This is a genomic window from Lentzea fradiae (genome assembly GCF_900100955.1).
GTDB lineage: Bacteria > Actinomycetota > Actinomycetes > Mycobacteriales > Pseudonocardiaceae > Lentzea > Lentzea fradiae.
The window spans coordinates 31,560-48,969 of record NZ_FNCC01000021.1; the positions used below are offsets into that span (position 1 = coordinate 31,560).

Sequence of the window (17,410 nt, forward strand, 5' to 3'; positions counted from 1 at the left end):
GTATTGCTTGCGCCGGGGGCGTCTTGTCGATCGTCTTAGTTCTTAGTCGTCAGGGCCTTGCGTCAGGTTGGCCGGCAAAGAGTGTTCTCCGTGAGGACGAGGTCGGTGAGCGCGCCCAGCGGTTCGTCGAGGTCGACTGACGGGTCGCAGCAGTACATCTGGTAGGGATCGATGTGGTCGGCGTCCAGGCGCCGCAACGAGTCCTCGGCCGCGGTCGTGATTCGCGGCGGGATGCACCGCGTTCGTTGGCCTGCTGTTAGGCGCGTACACCGACAACGGCTTGACCTACATCGGCCGCATCAGTGCCGGCTTCAAGGACAGCGAGCGAGTTGAACTCCGGTGGTGCCTTGCCGAGCGCAGCAAGACCCATCCGCCATTCGAGCGCCCTCTGACTCGCGAGGACGCCCGCGCCGTGCAGTGGACGCGGTCGGTGTTGGTCGGCCAAGGCCAGTCCCACGGTTGGCGTTGACCGGCCGGTCGCCGCCTGCGACAGCCTGTGTGGCGCTGGCTTGGTCCCGACCGAGATGCAGGTGACGTGCGCCTGGATTCCCCGATGTCAGGTTGACCTGGTGCTGGCCTGCTACAACGTCGGCGTCGGGATAAAGCGCATGCTCGACGAGGTGCCGCGCGCCTAGCCTCAACGGTGTGAGTGATGTGGACGAGGCCGTGGAGACGCCGGATTCCTTTGCTGGCTCGCTTGTTCAGCAGATGTTTGACCTGTGGATCACGCCGTACCTCAACTCCGGTGAGTCGGGAATCGGTACCGACCAGGTCCGACAGGCGCTGATCGTGATGCCTCCCGGCGGCGAGGTCGAGGTATTGCTGAACGAACGGGCGACCGTGACCGCGAAGGTCAAGATGCGCCGCGACATCGCCGCTGGCGAGGAGGTGCTCGCGGAGGACATCGAAGAGATCAGCGACCTGCGGCCCTTCGATATCGACCCGGCGGCGGGCTGGATGGCTTTCGCCGCCGTGCCGGGCCACGGGCACATCGTGACGTTCGACCTGCGCCGGGACAAGCCACGGGTGCGTGATCACGTGCTTCTTGCACGGGACTTCGTGGCCGCCGCGCGTGAGTCCGTCGCTGCGAGCCGACCAGGCCCCGCCGTGGAGGCGGCGTTCGCGGCCGCCGAGCTCGCGGTGAAGGCGATGCACCTGTTGCACGTCGTACCGATCCAGAAGCGGGCCTCACACGGAGCCCGCCTGACGTGGTTGAACTGGTACACGCGGCGGGACGGCAACGGGTCGCCTGACTGGTACCCGGCGATGAAGCGGCTGGAAAGCCTGCGACCCGCTGCTCGGTACAGCGATGGAGGGACACTGCCGGATGCTGAGGAACTCGACGCCCTCCTTGACCAGGTTGCCGAACTCGTCGACCACGCCGCGGCGCACGGCGGCGTCGACGAGTCGGAGCAGTAGCCTCGCACCGGTGAGGCAGGCTGGCCGCCGACCTCACGGACCGAAGCCGCACGTCAGCGCTACGACGAGCACAAGTGCAGTCGTGGATGCTCGATCGCGGCGAGTACGTCGACCTGTAGCCGTTGTGCCGGAGTACGGATTGGTCACGGCTTCGTAGCTCGCGGAAGGGCGTCGGAGTTGTTGCGGCTCCACGCCTTTGTCAGCGGTCCGCCGTCGCGGAGGTTCTTCGGCACGAACTCTGCCCGGTCTGGGTGCAGGCGCTCGATCGGTACCGGTTCCTGCGAGCGCCTGCGTGCGGGAGTTCGGCGTGGCCCGGGCTGCTGAGGCGTGTCCGACGCGGGTTTGCCTGAGCGGGCACGGTGCATCGTCGGGATCGGCCTGCCCAGCTTCAGCACCGCCGCCCGAGGCTTGGAGACCACCTGACGGCACGGCTGATGGGCGACTGAGTAGCACACCGGGCACGACTTGTTGTTGCGCTGCAACGGGCCGGTGCGCGGGATCCGCACGATCGATCCGCCCATCGAGGCGCCGGTGTAGCCTTTCTTGCCACGAGGTCTCGCCATCGCCGCTCTCTGTCAGGATCCGGAGCCGTGCTGTCCGAGCTAGCGGACCGCGAACGAGCCCAGCTCGACGTTGATGTAGTCCTAGGGATGCGTACGAGAAGCGTAGACAAGCGGTTGCCGCCTACACGCCTATGCCGCGTGCCATTAACCCGTTAGTGGACTTCCCTGCTCGTACAGGTCCCGGTCGTCGAGCATTAGCTCGTCGAGGTCGCCGGATGCCGGCGTGAGGTTGTAGCGCAGCGACTCGGGTCCTACACCGGTAGTGTCGGCCGCCGCGCGGTGCGGCTCGGGCTGGCCGGCGTCTGCGGCCTCTGAAGGAATCCTGTGCATGCGCGCCCAGTGAGCCGGCCGTCCAGGAGTCGGCATTCGACCTGTTCCATGGCTGATTTGTAGTTGCTCTTCGCGGGCCCAGATAGCGGCCTGACGCTGCCCGAAATGATGTGGAACCTGCATTGCGTCGAGAGGTGTGCTCGATAGCGGGTCCGCGCGCCCAGCGGTTGACGCCATGAACGAAAAAGCGGATGAGGATTGAAGAATCCTCATCCGCTTGATCAACTCCGATGTCCGAGGACGAAGTCGCACACTATTCAGCCATGTAGCTCTTCGTGGCCCTGTGTAGGCCACCTGGCCCGTTCGGCACATGAGGCTCGTCCCACAGTGGTCACGCGGGACGGGCCTCATGCTGTGTTTGCTGGCAGCTACCAGCAAGTATCTGCACAATAGGGACGGGGGACAGCCTGATCCACATGTGTCCCTGGCGCGAGAGTCACGCTCCCAAGGCTGGCAGTTGAGGGTGGAGCTGAGGGGACAGCTGACTCTGTACTTGCCCTCGTTGCCGGATGCGGCGGTCGTCAGTCAGGCAAGACAGAACCGCTGATCACGGGACGGAGCGTCGGTCGCTTGTGGGCGATCGACAAGATTGTCGGGCTGCTCAGATGGGTTGTGGTCCGCTGTGCCAGCGCTGGAACCGCCCGTAATGGTCGGTGACCGGTCGCATGTCAGCCGTGACGGGGCGCCTTGACGCGGTTGAGTACGTCGAGGTCCATCAGAGTCTCTGGGTGATCCGGACCGAAGTGAGCGAGATCGAACTCGTATGCCTCGGTGGCAGCGGCGATGGCGCGGGCCCGCGCTCCGGTCGCGGAAAGCACGAGCGCCAGATGAATGAGAACGGCCGAGATCATGTGGTTGGCCGGTGGTGGCTGCGCGCGGAAGAAGTCGGCGCAGTAGGTGAGATCGCGCAGTGCAGCGGGGTAGCGCTGTTGGTGAAGGCGCAAACGCCCTCTGACTGCGAGGACGTTCGCGTAGTTCTCGCTTCCCGCTCCGAAGGTGCTTTCAGCCGTCTCCACTGCCTCGTCAAGGAGCTCTTGCGCAAGCTGAAGCCTGTTCGCCCGGATCGCCGCGTCGGCGGTGGAGTGCAGAGACTCTACGAACCACCGGTCTGGCCGTCTGCCGTTCGACTGCTCTGCCCTGCGAATGTCGAGTAGGGCGACCTCGTGGCGCAGCCACGCCTCGGAATCGTCGACCGTCCTTGCGAGAAGAGCAGCCATCTGGAGCGCGGATTGATGGACTGCCGCTGGAAGTCGGTAGGAGGTCAGCTGATCGAGAACCCAATCACTGCACGCTTGCGCCTCGGCGATCTCATTGATTGACAGGAAGATCCGCGTGCAAGTGTTGGCGAGGCTGACTCGGATATCGATCCGGTGTGGGCGGCGGCGTTCACGGTTAACGATGTCGAGCACATGCCTCGACAGGTCGTGCTCGCCCACCACGGACGCGATCTCACCCAGGAAACGAATCGAGGTGACGTAGTGGAAGATGTCACCGGCTTTGGCGCTGATCGCGAGGCACTCACTGCACCAGGCGAGGGCTTCCGACGCGTCGCCGTTCCGGAACGAGATGAGGGCCAGTGCGAGTCGCGCACGCACTTGGGGAACCCCGACGGTAGTCCGCGGAGGATTGGGGCCTGCGAAGATCGCCAGAACATGCCGGGCGAACTGGGCGGCGGTCCTGGATTCCTCTGTTCCACCGAGGACCGCGAGCCTCCGTGCGAGATGGACGCAAGACTCGATCACGGCGGTGCCGTGGTAACCGTGGCGAATCGCCGTCGAGGTGAGTTCGATCAAATGGCCGAGGCAAAGATCAGCATCCCTGTGGTCGTGGACTTCAGTGTGAACGTCTCCGATGCGCTCAGCGAACAGGCCAAAACCAATCTGCAGCCATGGCAGCGGGTTGCCAGCGCGTGCGCGGGCCACCATTGCCACCAGTGGGTGGATCAGATATCCGTCACCAGTGGCTTTGATCAGTGATAGCTGCAGCAGTGCCGCGAAGGCACGGTCTCGTATGAGAGCGTTGTTCATCGCTCTCGCTTTGGACCAGGTGGCCAGCCGATGTTCTCCAAGGAACTTCTTCAGTCGCTTGTGCCATCGTGCTCGTCTCGCGCCGTATGTTCGCACGTAGGTCAGCGGGAACTCGCGTTCCAAGAACGAGGCCAGCAAGGGTTCGGCACCGAGATGCGCGAGGAGTGTCAGAATATCTCCTGCGGCAGGCTCGGTCGTCGTTGCCAATTCGATGTTCATCTCGATGGAGCGAATCGTGGTGCGGCGGTGTCCGCTGGCCTCACCTAGCCCAAGCGCGCCTGTTGGTTCCTTCGCGAGACGTGCGAGGAACGGACCGACGGATTGGGCTAGCACTCTGCAGTGGTGCGCTGCCTGCGTAAGTGCGAGCGGATGGTGGTGAAGCGCTGCAGCGAGAAGCGCGCGGTCGCCGTCCGGGCTGTCCGGCAATACCATCGCCAGGTATTCACTGCTTTCGTCGGCTGTCCAGTCGTCCAGTTCGACGTGCGTGTAGCCGTGGTCGAGGTATCGCACCGTGCTGGTGATCAGAATCCTGCATCCGACGCTTCTCGGCACGATTCCCCGCAGCGTGTCGGTGCTCGAAACGCCGTCGAAGATCAACAAGATGTCCGATGACACAGGAAGCTCTGGAGTGACCGGCCCCGCGGCTGACATCACACTGTCGTCCATCAACGCACCTTGCTGCGAGGCGCCGGCCAGGCGACGAAGCTCTTCCAGCAGGGACGTTCGGCTCGACGCGTCGACGAAGACGGAAGTGACCGAGTCAGGAACTTCAGCGCCTAGCTGAGTGGCAACGCTCGTTTTGCCGCTGCCGGTCATGCCGTGAAGCACAACAGGCGCGGTGTCGCCTGCTTCTCCCAGCCTCAGCAAGCTCCGCAGGTGCTTCAGAACCTGCTTTCGTCCCACGAAGAGCGGGTCAGGCTTCCATCGCGACGACTCGCTAGTCGTGCGTTGGTGACTGCTTGGATGATGATGCACATGGAAGTCGCCCTGCACCTGCCCGATCTGTACCGCAGAGCCAAACACCGAGCCGGAGATCGTGTTGTTCGTCTGAGCTGATTCGTCGTCGGGCGATGTGGTCGGCACTCCCTTAGCTTGCCAGCGTGGCGCACGCTCGCGGGCTCGTTTGGTCGGGCTCCTGTCGTTCCAGGGTCGGCCTAAACTGGGCCGCGTGAGGTCGAGCTGGTTCGTCGTGTCGGAGGAAGATCCGGCGTGGCCCTTGAACGGCGATCCGTGGTCACCCGACAGGTTCAGGGATGTCCTGCACATCGGTCGGCTGGAACTTGTTCGAGGCGCATCGCAGGCAGAGCCGAGCGACATCGACGCGGCGATGGACTTGGGCCGCCTCGCACACGGTGAGCTGGAGTCGTACGGCACGGACAGCAGCCAGACGCTCAGCGACGACGAAATCTCAGCGGTTCTGAGGACGCTGCGGACGGTCCTCAAGCGCCTCGGGGTGCCGTTCAACCCGCCTTTCCGGGATTTCAAAGGATTTCATGGCTTCTGGAGTGCTCAGGGGATGAGTGGCTCCGGTGGCTGGGGAGCCCGCCGCGGCTACCTGAACGAACTGTTCAACCCGATCTTCGAACGGCTCGACGACCTGGACGACAAGCAGCGCGGGCAAAAGGGCCTGCGCGCAACGGATGGTCAAATCCGCAACCTGATCTTCGCGTCCACCGGGCCGAAGCCGGACATCGTGTTGCGGGACGCGATCGACAACATCATCGAGGTCACCAGAAACGCCGAGCATTGCCTGTTCTACAACCGGCCCTTGGGTTCCTCGGGATTGACCTGGGGCCAGCTGTGTGACTGGTGGCGTGCCACGAACAGCCTCGGCGACTCCTCGCAACAGGATGTCGCGAGAAGTCTTTACAACCGGCTCGCGGCGTCGGTCAAGGACAACCCTGTCGAGTACACCCTGTTCCAGACCTACCGAGATCTCTACAAGTCTGAGCGGGGGGCTGATGTACCGGCACTTCTGCCGCAGGTCTACCTGCACTACGACCCTTCGACGTGGAAACAACGGGGTGGCCGGCCCGGCGTGCTCGCCAGGGAGCGGATGGACTTCCTGCTGCTGCTTCCCAACGGCGGCCGAGTAGTGATCGAAGTCGACGGCAAGCAGCACTACGCGGAGGGCGACACCGCCTCGCCGCGGCTCTACTCGCTGATGGTTGCTGAGGACCGGAAGCTTCGGCTGCGCGGGTACGAGGTCTACCGATTCGGCGGGTTCGAGCTGGGGCAGCCAGAGGCACCCGAAATGCTGCAGACCTTCTTCGTGGACCTGCTGAGCTTCGCGCAATGCACCTGATCCGACCGTGTTTCACGAGTAGGGGATGGTCAAGATCTGTAGATGCCAGTTCCTAGGCGCGTGGAAACTAGTCGAGCCCGTGGACCATCCGTGCTCGCGAGTGCACTACGGTGATGGCTTGACGCAGGAGACGACGGTGATAGTCGGCGGCATCTACTGCGTCGTTGCTCAGCAGCCTGGCGCCCATGCCAATGATGTGTGCGCTGCCGATGCAGGCCACGTCTAGGGTCAGGGCGAGCATCTCGGGACTAAGCTCGTTTCCGTGCCAAATTCCGTTACGGAAGCGCACCGTGTGCAGCTGACCGATAGGTGTACTGTGCGTTATTTGGCTGAGCAGCGAGTATGCGACTTCCAGCCATCCCGGCTCCGGAAAGTTTGTGCCCAATGCTTTCAGCATTTCGCCGATCTTGGGAATTGGCTTCCTGTTCTTCGCGATCTCGTCAATTGGGGTGTCAATGCGAATATTGCTGGGACGTGCGAAGATGCGCTGCGCATCAGCTTTGGGGACGCCACTCCCTCTTAGTGTATCGATTGTCTTTTTTTGGCGCGCGCGGAACTCGTCGAAGTACTGTTTTGCGCGCTCTTCGAATTCTTCTTGGATAGCCCCAGTTGAGTATCGCCACACCATGCGTGCCGCCTCTTCCAGTAGCATTCGGGCGGCGAAGACTGCGATTACCCCTGCCCCAGGCTGATCGTAGGTGTTCATGACTGCCGCAAGGTTGGAGTGTCCGCCGCCGTAAGCCAGCATGGCGTGGAGAGTCGGCTCTCCATAGTCCCAAGGCCTGATCATCAGAGAGCGAGTCAATCGGTGGTAGCCCTCTGCTGCCTTTGCTACACGATCGATCGACAAGATGTCAGGCATCAGATCGTCGGTGCCGAGAACAGCGCTCGGTCGCAGCAGGGCAGTTCGACGTTGGGGAGAGTTCTTCTTTTTTCCTTGCGGCAAGGGTCGACGTGCTGTGTCCAGTCTGTGAATCGGCACAGCAGCTGACGCAACGTCTGCAGTGAGCTCGACAGCACGCGCTAGAAACGGCTGACGCGGCACGTCTGAAGGCCAGAGTTCCGGGACAGCTGCTGCATTGCCAAGCAATGCGGCGGTCGCGCCGGCTGCGGCCACCTGCATGAATAGCGCCTCGTGGTCGGCGCGCAGATCGTGCCCCGCTGCGCCGTGCTCGGTGACACTGCTCGACAGCCCGAGGTAGTTGCCATGGCCAGCGTGGGCCAGGACCATCACCGCACCAAGCAGTCCAGACATGTCCAGGAGGGTCCGCGTCCGGCGGAGTAGTTCTTCATGTTCGCCTGTATCGCCGATCACTGAAACGTTTTCCGTCCGGCGGGCCAAGAATTCGTCGATCAATTCTTGCTCGACAGGCATCGCTGGAGCGTCCAACCAGCTCAACGACTCTCCCGTCAAGTCGGCAACATCCGGCAGGGGCATGAGCCAGCGCGCCAGATTTGCACAGCTGGCGCCAGTGTCCTCAAGTAGGATGCACAGACCATTGCGTTCCTCAAGCAGGTCTCCTAGTAGGGCGCGACGACGCTCGGGCAGTTCGCCGATCCACAGCCATTGGAGCCCGTCAACGAACAAGCTACGTGCGATCGCGCCGATCACCGAGCCGCCGAAGCCGGCTCCAATCATCGAGTCGGCGCAGGCATAGCGTTGACGAGCGGACATGAAGGCGAGCCCAGCTAGGAAGCGATCTCCCGATATGTCCAGGTGGTAGTCGATGGGCAGCTCGTCAAGGTGCAAACGCAAGGCGCGGGTTGCTCTACGCAACTTCAGTGTTTCGGGAGTAGCGACCTGCCCGTCGGGCCGTTCATCGTGGACCTCAGTCACCGCGCGCTTGCCTCCGTTCCATGGTTTCGTAGCTCCTCTCGGAGCGCCAGCACATCATCGTCCTCCTGCTATGGCTCGGATCCAACTGAAATTGAGGGCACCGAAGCCTGGCTGTCGTCTGCCTGCTTGACCTGGAGTGCGTCCAGGACATGTTCAATGACGAGTTGCTGCGCACGGTCCGGCTCGGCCTGGTGATGTTCGGGCACCGCTACCTGGAACTGCTTTCCAGAATCAGCGACAACGGGCCGGGGTCGCCAGGGCGCTGACAGCGGACCGCCGGTGATGCTTGACGAACCGTCTGGAGCGTCGATGATGGTTGTCGAACGCCGCGAATTTGCTGGGGACGCCGTCACAGTGGCGGTCGGTGCTCGACCACGCGGTGCACTAGTCCGAGCACTTCGCCCAATCTTGTCGGCGGGGTCGCCGTGCCGAGTCGACAAGATCAAGGGGGATCGGCCGAGCTGGTCAGTCTCAGCAAGCGTGATCACGCGAGCGGTTCAGCTCTCGACGTGATCGCTCCCGATCATTGGAACCCGTGGAGCACTCCTAGGCTCGGGCTCGACCGCACGCCGCCCAGCGCGATCGTCGTCGGCCGTCGCGTGTGGTGACCACTCCCTGAATCGGCGGGTCCCGACCGGTATCCCGCCGACTGACCTCACTTGTGGAGACTGTGTTCGAGCGACTCTGGATAGGTCCTGACAGTCGAGGAACCCGAGATCGGCGGGTCGATGGCGAGAATTGTTTTTGTTGTCCCATGTGGAGCTGCGAAGCTGCCACATCCGGCGCATGCTCGTGAGCTCTACACCGGCTCAATGTTCCGATTTTGTCTTGCTGTGGCGGACGGGGAGGCTGATCTTGCTGCTGCCGCTGGGCACCACGTCACTGTGATGATCTTGTCAGCCAAGCATGGCTTGCTGGATCTGGATGCGCTCGTCGCCCCGTACGACCTGTCTATGAGAAGCCATGACGCAGTCGGGGCGACGGTGGTCGCAGAGCAGCTGATGGACGTGACACGGACGGAGCAGGCCGAGATCTACGCGTTCCTCCCGCAGACGTACCTGGCCCGGTTATGCCAGGCAAGTGAACTCCTAGGCCAACGCGGCGGACAGGTCTCGGTAATCGATCTCTACCAGGGTGCGCGTGGAATTGGTGATCAGCGGCGTGTGTTGTCGGAGCTGCGCCGCTCCCGATCCTCCTGTGTGTCCCAACCTCCGTGGCGACGTCGGTCCACCCGCGATAGGTCGAGCAACGGGGAGGCTGAATGACTAGACAATCGGTAGGTCGCGTGCGCGGCGCTTGTGTTCCGCACGAAGGGCCCTGAGCGAGGTGTAGTAGGCGCTGTGTGGGTTGTTGGCGATGTTGAGAGGCAGCACCTCTCTGCTGATGAGCTCGTCTTCTAGCTTCCACGGTTCGTCGTCGACCACGTACGCCACGCGTGCGTGGGCCGCCATCCACTCCGACAGGAGAGCTTCGCCTGGCTGGGTGAACGTCAGCCGATCGCCGCGGCTGCCGACGCGGCGGAGTTCGATCCCCAGCTGCCCGGCCAGATGGCAGCCCAAGGTCAAGCGGAGCGTGGAGCCGTACGCGTTGCCCCGGAAGTGGTACCTGACGCGTTGCCGGAGGTGCTGCCTGCTCGGAGGCCGGCCGTTCAACGGCGGGAGCTTCGGTGCAATTCCGACGTAGAGCAGCGTGCCGAACGCTCCAGCAATGCAGCCCTGAGCGGGGACACCCGGTGGCAGTTCGTCGAAGTACCACGCGTAGACCCCAGGCCTGGCTGGGATGGCTGAATCGCGCGCCAGCACCTCGTCCCTCGAGTGCACCTGGCCTGGACTCAGCAACGGTCTTGAGCGCTCGCGGTAGGCGTCATCGTTCAACTGGAGCTCCTTGAGCGGTCTGCGGTGGCTCGCGTCGAGTGGAAGGTCCCGTCCTCGCAATAGATCAGTTCCATCCCCGTGGCCTTCAGCAGGTCGATCAGGCTCGGCGCCGGCTGGGCGGGAAGGAGAACCGCGAGGCGCGCGTCAGGTCGCAGGTGGTGCTGGTAGTCGAGGAGTTGGCCGATGGCCATGCGGACGTCCTGCCTGCTGGTGGACGCCTTGGCCTCGATGATCATCGTCTGCCGGTCGTCGAAGACGTCGCAGACGAGTTCCTCACCCGTGGGCAGCCTGCCCACGAGACAGCGCAACTCCCGTCCCAGGAACTCGCTGTACTGCTTGATCAGCCTCGCCTCGGGGTAGGTGACGGTGCGCGGTCCGCCGTTGTTGCTCGACGTCGTGTCCTCGGGAACGTCACCGACCGGCCGGGAGGTCAGTACGGTCTCGGAGTGGCGTGGGCGGTTCGTCCGGCCGCGGGCCGCGCTCGCTTCGAGCACGTGCCATTCGGCCGGAGTGAGCGGGAACGGGTTGGCGCCGCCGGGCATCCGCAGGATCCTCGCCCGCGCGAAGTCCGGGTTGGACTGGAGGCGCTGCTTGGTGATCGGTGCGTCGAACAGGTAGCGGTCGAAGCGCAGGTCGACAACGTCCGCCTCCGACGGCGGTTGCTCCTTCCAGTAGGAGTCGAAGTCGGTCGTGCGGTGGACCGGCGAGGTGATCTCTCCCAGTCCGTAGACGCCGGCGGCCGTGCCGGAGATCCAGAACGCGAAGCGGTCGCCGGGCCGCAGGTCCTGGTGGTGAATGGCGACCGTCCACCGGTCGAGTTCCATCGTGTTGTCCTGCCACCAGGCCCAGACGTCCCACACGGTCGGGTTGCACTGCAGGAGCCAGTACCGCGGCGAGGCCTGTTCGGCGTGGAGGTCACCGAGGCGTGCGTGGCGGTCCGCGGGAATCAGCGTGATGCTGCGCAGCGGCGCGGACAGGCCCAGCGGTGTCAGCACGCGGCCGGCCGGGATCGCCGTCTCGTACTCGTGGACGTCGCCGAGCGCGACGATGTGCTCCCAGGTCGCGCCTTCCTCGTCCGCGCCCCATACGGCCCTCGCGACGTCCGCGTTGCGGAACACGTGCAGGATGGTGGCTTCGGCGAAGAAACCCATGTCGGCGTAGAAGAGGATCCGGTCGCCGGCTCGCCGGTTCCGCAGTGCGACGGCCTTGGCGTTGCCGGTCGAAGCGGTTGGGGTTGAGCCCCACAGCCTGACTGTCCCGTTCGGGAACAGCCGACTCAATGCGGGGAGGTCGTCGCCGAGCTCGGACGCGATGTCGGAGATCCGGACCCCGCGGCGGACGGACCGCTCGAAGTTCTGCGGCCCGTTGTGCCGCGAGCCGCCGCGGGGCTGCAGGACGAGCTGGGCGTTGGTCATGATCACGAGGATAGGGATGGGCACCGACAATTTTCGGCGCGCGTCACCGGCCGAGCACTGCGCGCAGGTAGGCCTGGGTGTCGTTGTCGGTGGAGTACAGGCGACACCCTCTGGCTCCGCGGCTGGCCAGGACCCAGTAGGTGTTCGCCGCGAGCCGGAGATACTCGTCAGGGCTCACGTCCTTCATCGCCGGGTCGTGGCTGTACTCGGGGCGAGCCACCCAGCGGTCGCCACGGCGAACGAGGTCCGGTCCCATGATCACGCCGGCGTAGTCGTACTCGAGTCCCAGACAGGTGTAGATGCAGCCGACCTGGTTCTCGCCGCCGGCATCCGTGGCCCAGTACTCCTTGCGCGGCGCGAGAACCATCGCGCCGTCGCGGTGCGTGTCGAACGCGTTCCACGGCCGGACCCAGCTGCGCCGCGCGCCGGCCGGATCAGTCCAGCTGATCGACACGTCTGGAATCAGTGAGTGGCCGCGTGGCTTCTTCGTCCATGGCCAGCAGAAGCCTGCGGTGATCCGCGCGCTGTGGCCGCTGCGGACGTGCTCGTCGGCCCAGCGCGCCAGCTCGCCTGGGTCGGCCGCGATGCCGAGGTCGTAGTCGGTGCCGTGCGACTGGGGATGCGTCTGGTCGAACAGCAGCCCTTCGAGCCAGCGGAGGTAGGGCTGCGAGCCGCCGCACCGGAACTGGCTGGTCAGGTCGAACGAGGTGAACCGCGCGCCCAGGTGGTGAGCCTGCTGCTTCAGTTCTTCGACGGTGAAGCCCTCGCCGGGGTTGACGATCTGCCGTTCGTCGAGGAACAACACGACCACCGAGGTGCGGTCCAGCAGCCCTTCGACACACCGGTTTCCGCGCTTCATGCGCTGTGCCTCGTCGACGAGCAGAACTTCCCTTACCGTGGGCCGCTGCTTGCCCAGGTAGGTCTGCAGGTTGCCGAACAGGCCCTTGGCTGCGGGGTCGGCGGCTGCCCGTTCCAGTTGCCACCGCAGGGTTCCCGACGGGGTGAGGTAGCGGGCTTCGACCTCGCGGAACATTCTCGGGATATCGGCGAGCAGCCGTGCGGCGATGACTGTCTTGCCCGTGCCCGGCCCTCCCCGGACCACGATGAGATGCGATGACTTGCGTCGGTCGCGCACAGCCTTGCTGATCCTGCCGAGCACGTGCAGTTGTGCGTCCTGCTGGGCCCCGATGAGAGTGAAGGACGGCTGGCCTGCCAGAACCGCCGCCAGCCGGTCGAACACGCGTCCCGAGGGCGAATGCGGCGCCGCCAGAAACCGCGCGACCGCCTCGTCGCTCGGTGCGGCCAGGTCGTTCGACAGGAGCGCCTTGGCCAACGTCGCGGGGCTGGCGGTCTCCTCGACGTCGGCTCGGCCGAGCAACTCCACATCGCGGCTGCCCTCGCTCGTACGTACCGCGTCGCGGAGTTGTTCGACGGTCGCGGGTGGTGCGTTGTGCAACAGGGCGACGGCACGGAACTCGAGACCGAGCGCCCGATGGTCCAGCCAGTCAGCGAAGTAGGCGACGTACCCGGCAGCCTGGCGGCACGGGTGCGTGTACTCACGTCCCCTGACGGCGACCAGCAGCGCGTCGGCCCATTCACAGCTGTCCCACTGCTTCAGTTCGACGACGATCGCGGCAAGCCCGCCGTCCTCGCGCGCGCCCAGCAGCAGCGCGTCCACGCGTTGACCGGTCCTTGGCAGCTCGTACTCGAGGAACAGGCGCAAGTTGCCGAGCCCAGCCCGCGTCAGCGCGCCGAGCAGCTCGGGCCAGCTGTTGCGCCAACTCGCCTTCTCCGACTCGCTGAGCTCCTCGGCTCTTGTATGCTCGAACTCCGCGACACAACCTTCGATGAAGCCATCGAGTGACTCCTGCATGGCGGTATGTGCACCGCTGACCGTTCCCCCGAAGACGTACACGATCTAGAGCTACCAGATCACCACAGTTCAAGCTCTGGCGGGACGGCCGAAGAATCCTGTGCATGCGCGCCCAGTGAGCCGGCCGTCCGGGAGTCGGCATTCAACCTGATCCATGGCTGGTTTGTGGTTGCTCTTCAGCGGGCTCAGATAGCGAGCTGACGCTGACCGAAATGACGTGGAACCGGCATTGCGTCGAGAGGTGTGCTCGATAGTGGGTCCACGCGCTCAGCGGTTGAGGCCATGAACGAAAAAGCTGATGAGGATTAGGATCCTCATCAGCTTGATCAACTCCGATGTCCGAGGACGAAGTCGCACACTATTCACCCACGTAGCCCTTTCGGGCCCTGAGTAGCCCACCTGCCAGCTTCAGCCATGAGGCCCGTCCCGCGGTGGTCCCGCAGGACGGGCCTCATGGCTGAGTTCTACAGGTTCCCATAAGCGGAGACACCTCTTGCGAGGACATAGGACACCTGAGCGCAGCCCGTCCCATCCCGCACCGGCTGACGAGCGTCGAACGCCTCAAGCTCATGGGTCATGGGACAGGACAGCATCCTGCTACTTGCCAGTCGCATGCTGTCCAGCAGCAGGTTCAATACGGACGTACGTCCCTCTTGAGATCCGACACTCTGGCCGCGGGGATCTTGCTCCCTGGCCGTTAGTGCTGGCGGACCAATTGTCGGCGTGATCGGTGCACGTGGCCGTAACGATGGACCGGTGCTGTGGCGAAGTAGGAGGCAGAACGACAGATGGCGTACCGGCCAAGCAGAGGACGGAGGCTGATATATATCCGCTATCCGATGGAAGCAAGCCGCCAATCGGGTGATGAATGGAAACGTGATCGATCGAAGAGGGTGGCGGTGCAGGCTACGTCTTGGCGCCAAAACGCTTTGATCTAGTTAAGCAGTTTATGAAATGGGGTTAGGTCGCCGTGCAGATAGCCTTCTTTGACTGTGATAACGATGAGCTGACAAGTTATCGCAAAGGGCGTCTTTTTGAGCGCTTCACTGAGAGGCTTGTTGATCTGTGCGGGTACGAGCAGGTTGTACTGCGGGCGAAGCGGGCGAGTCTCGAATATGATATCGAGGCGGTTGCAAAGATGACCCTGCGCCAGCTAGACGGTGAGGCGAAGGCTCACGAGTCCTCAATCTCTGGCAAAGAAGTCAGTGCTTTCGTTGGAAAACTGATTCCCCTCGCTGTCACTAGGGGTGGGGTAGATGGGCTATTCATCTCGACATCACCGTTCACGCCAGATGGCGCCGACTATCTGCGGTCGCTTACCCCAGAAATCCTGACGGCGACCAAGATGACCATTAGAACGTTGGTCGGTCAAGAGATAATAGATTTTCTTTTCAAGAACGGGGCTTGCGCATCTGAAAGCGCCATTCGTGCCAAAGTGCGCCTAGACACGCGCCTAGAGCCGCTCGACTCGTGGTATGTAATTGGAGAGCACGGCGATGTCATAGTTGCATCTTGTGGGCCAAGCGCCGCCTCGGCGCCCACCAACTTCCTCGCGTACAGCACTGCCGGCGAGAGAACTGATCTGAGCGAGTCAGATGTCGCGCGGTTGAGGCTCCAAGTATCCGACCTTCAGAATCTTGTCTACTTTCGAGTGGGTGAGTCTACGGGTGAGACGGTTGAGCGTGCCAGTTTGCCGAGTGTGCTTGCCGGTGCCGGCTGGTTCGACTATAAGTTCCCTAGCCCTCCGGAATGCTTCATTGGTCGGACCGATCCGCTTGACGAGATAGTCGGCTACCTTAATAGGGTACGCGAGGAGGGCATCACTGCTCGGACGATTCAGGTCTTGAGTCGATCTGGCGTTGGAAAGAGTTCGCTCCTACTGAAGGTGGCGGCTTCCAAAGGTGCAATTGCTTCGGTGACAGTTGACGGGCGAAATCTGCTCACGCCTTCGGATCTTAGGCTTGTCGTATCCAGTCTGGTGAAAAGCCTAAACGATGCCTGTGAGTCGAGCCTAAATCCTCCGGTTAGACAGGAGGATATATCGGGAAAGCTCGGCGAAGTGGGCTCTCTAATTAAGGGGCGCAACGAGGTTGCGACGATCCAGATTGACCAATTTGAGGCGTTGCTCTCCCGTCCGAGTGTGTTCCAGGGTGTTCTAGACTTGGTAGTGGAAACCACAGAGCGCACGCTCCCAATCGTGTGGATCATGGCGCGTAAGAACGACCTGGCTGCTACATACGATGAGGGCGCTGCCATTGACCTTGCCCGTCTTAATGAGCTTAGCTACTCGATCGAGTTGGATGACTTTTCGGTCGATGAGGAGAAGGCTCTTTTGAGTCGGCTCTCAACTGAGCTTGAGACCAAATTGTCACCTCAATTGACCGAGGCTATCCTCACCTTTTCCGCTGGGTTTCCATGGCTTCTGAAACGAGTCTGCGCACACATACTTGGAATGGCCAAGTCCGGTACGGACGTCAGTCAGCTGGCGCGGGGAGGATTGCGCGCCGAGGATCTTTTCGATGAGGATCTTGCGGGGTTGGACGAGGCTGACAAAGCCCTGCTCAGAGTCTTTGCCGCGAACCTGCCAAATACTGCGGCTGAACTCAGCAGGCGTCTGGAGGGTGAGGTCAGCTTTCAGCGATTGACCGACAAGCTAAACGATTTCTTGGGACGGAAGCTTCTGCGACTTGCGGGAGACGTTTACGATACATATAACGATGTCTTCAAGTCGTACCTGCTGACCAACCGGATACCTTTCCAGGCCCGCTACGTGTTCAGGGTTACCCCTGGCGCGGCGCTCGGGCTATTGACGACTATCTCCGATGAAGGACCTCTCGATGCGGCCACTTTTGCTAAACGTATCGGAGGCAACCCAACCGCTGTGTATAACAAACTTCGGGAGCTTCGGCTATTGGGGTTTATTGATCCGCAGCCTGGCAGGGTAGCGCTTTCGGCTGAGGCTACAGCTGCGATCGATTCAGAGCAGATTGGAGACTTCCTGCGAAAGGCACTCCGTGCTAATGCACTGGTTTCGCGGGTTCTGGATCTCGTTGCGAGCGAGGAAAAGGTAGATCTCGGCGCTGTCACTACGCTATTGCAGCGGGAGCTTCCTCACATCAGAGTTAACAGCACTACATGGGCTCAATACTCTAGTATTCTAGTGAACTGGCTCCGTTATGCCGGGATTATTGATGTTGAAGGTGACCTAATTAGGCAGCGTGAGTCCGCGTCGGACGAGATGCTGCTGCGGCGGGAGTTCAACCTTGGAAACTTTACTCCTGGAACTTTCGTTCCATCAACAAGGCCGCCGAAAGTTAGGGAGCTTGTCGAGTTCTTGCGGAATGGCACAATGAATCGCTCCGAGGTGCGATCAAATTTCGGGTCAAAATATGCGGCTGCAGTTGTAAGAGATGCGCGAGCACTAAGCCTCGTGGAGGACGACGGTGATGTTGTGCGCCTGACGGCGCAAGGGCGGGCACTCGTGGCGAACGGTGCGGAGATCACTGACCGCGATATTGCGGTTCTGTGTCTATCGAAGCAGAATGTTGCCGCTCTTATTGATGCGGCATCTGCCGGTGCGCTTAGCAAGAACGATCAGCGTGAAGTATTGAGCCGATTTGGTTCGGCAAACTGGTCAGAGCAGACTTGGGGCTGGCGGGTTGGGATCATCACCTCGTGGGTGGTGGCAACGGGTCAAGCAAAGGGCGGTCGGATAGGGCTTCGAAGTGCCACTTCTGTCAGGGAGCGTGGGCAATCTTGAGCGGGCA

The 17,410-nt window shown here is 62.6% G+C and carries 10 protein-coding genes and 1 pseudogene; 5 read left to right on the forward strand and 6 right to left on the reverse strand.

Features of this window, described 5'->3' with window-relative positions:
* Positions 1-62: 62 nt before the first annotated feature.
* Positions 63-242: pseudogene (locus tag BLT23_RS42215) on the reverse strand (aldo/keto reductase); the annotation flags it as partial.
* Positions 243-250: 8 nt separating this feature from the next.
* Here BLT23_RS42215 and BLT23_RS42350 point away from each other — a divergent pair.
* Together BLT23_RS42350 and BLT23_RS36535 are read left to right on the forward strand one after the other, a co-directional pair.
* A complete protein-coding gene (locus BLT23_RS42350; protein ID WP_090059241.1) occupies positions 251-469 on the forward strand; it encodes an ATP dependent DNA ligase in 219 nt (72 codons plus the stop codon).
* Positions 470-645: 176 nt separating this feature from the next.
* Positions 646-1,419 carry a HEPN domain-containing protein gene (locus tag BLT23_RS36535; RefSeq protein ID WP_143036163.1) on the forward strand — a complete coding sequence of 258 codons (774 nt, stop codon included), beginning with the start codon at positions 646-648 and terminating at the stop codon, positions 1,417-1,419.
* Positions 1,420-2,980: 1,561 nt separating this feature from the next.
* Here BLT23_RS36535 and BLT23_RS36545 read toward each other — a convergent pair.
* Entirely contained in the window at positions 2,981-5,422 is a 2,442-nt protein-coding gene (locus tag BLT23_RS36545; RefSeq protein ID WP_176947093.1) for a tetratricopeptide repeat protein, read from the reverse strand.
* An 85-nt stretch (positions 5,423-5,507) separates the two neighbouring features.
* Between BLT23_RS36545 and BLT23_RS36550 the strand changes: the two genes are divergently transcribed.
* Entirely contained in the window at positions 5,508-6,644 is a 1,137-nt protein-coding gene (locus BLT23_RS36550) for a hypothetical protein (RefSeq protein ID WP_090059253.1), read from the forward strand.
* Positions 6,645-6,711: 67 nt separating this feature from the next.
* Here the strand turns inward: BLT23_RS36550 and BLT23_RS40360 are convergent, their stop codons facing one another.
* Complete coding sequence (locus tag BLT23_RS40360) at positions 6,712-8,481, reverse strand: RNA-binding protein (protein WP_143036166.1); 1,770 nt, start codon at positions 8,479-8,481, stop codon at positions 6,712-6,714.
* 728 nt (positions 8,482-9,209) lie between these two features.
* Between BLT23_RS40360 and BLT23_RS42355 the strand changes: the two genes are divergently transcribed.
* Entirely contained in the window at positions 9,210-9,746 is a 537-nt protein-coding gene (locus BLT23_RS42355; protein ID WP_425434449.1) for a DUF6884 domain-containing protein, read from the forward strand.
* Here BLT23_RS42355 and BLT23_RS36560 read toward each other — a convergent pair whose 3' ends face one another.
* The 3 genes from BLT23_RS36560 to BLT23_RS36570 are packed head-to-tail and all read right to left on the reverse strand — an operon-like array spanning position 9,747 to position 13,685.
* A complete protein-coding gene (locus BLT23_RS36560) occupies positions 9,747-10,355 on the reverse strand; it encodes a GIY-YIG nuclease family protein (RefSeq protein ID WP_245744548.1) in 609 nt (202 codons plus the stop codon). It abuts the gene before it with no gap.
* Positions 10,352-11,770, reverse strand: coding sequence for an EVE domain-containing protein (locus tag BLT23_RS36565; RefSeq protein ID WP_143036167.1), 1,419 nt, complete (start codon positions 11,768-11,770; stop codon positions 10,352-10,354). The genes BLT23_RS36560 and BLT23_RS36565 overlap by 4 nt, the downstream gene beginning before the upstream one ends.
* A 43-nt stretch (positions 11,771-11,813) precedes the next feature.
* Entirely contained in the window at positions 11,814-13,685 is a 1,872-nt protein-coding gene (locus tag BLT23_RS36570) for a DNA/RNA helicase domain-containing protein (protein WP_143036168.1), read from the reverse strand.
* Positions 13,686-14,613: 928 nt separating this feature from the next.
* On the opposite strand from BLT23_RS36570, the gene BLT23_RS36575 reads away from it, so the two are divergent.
* Positions 14,614-17,403 carry a restriction endonuclease gene (locus tag BLT23_RS36575; RefSeq protein ID WP_090059264.1) on the forward strand — a complete coding sequence of 930 codons (2,790 nt, stop codon included), beginning with the start codon at positions 14,614-14,616 and terminating at the stop codon, positions 17,401-17,403.
* Positions 17,404-17,410: the final 7 nt, after the last annotated feature.

Bases quoted from the DNA above. Each gene is read 5' to 3' on its own strand.
- BLT23_RS42355 (WP_425434449.1), top strand. From the start codon at position 9,210: ATGGCGAGAATTGTTTTTGTTGTCCCATGTGGAGCTGCGAAGCTGCCA.
- BLT23_RS36565 (WP_143036167.1), bottom strand. From the start codon at position 11,770: ATGACCAACGCCCAGCTCGTCCTGCAGCCCCGCGGCGGCTCGCGGCAC.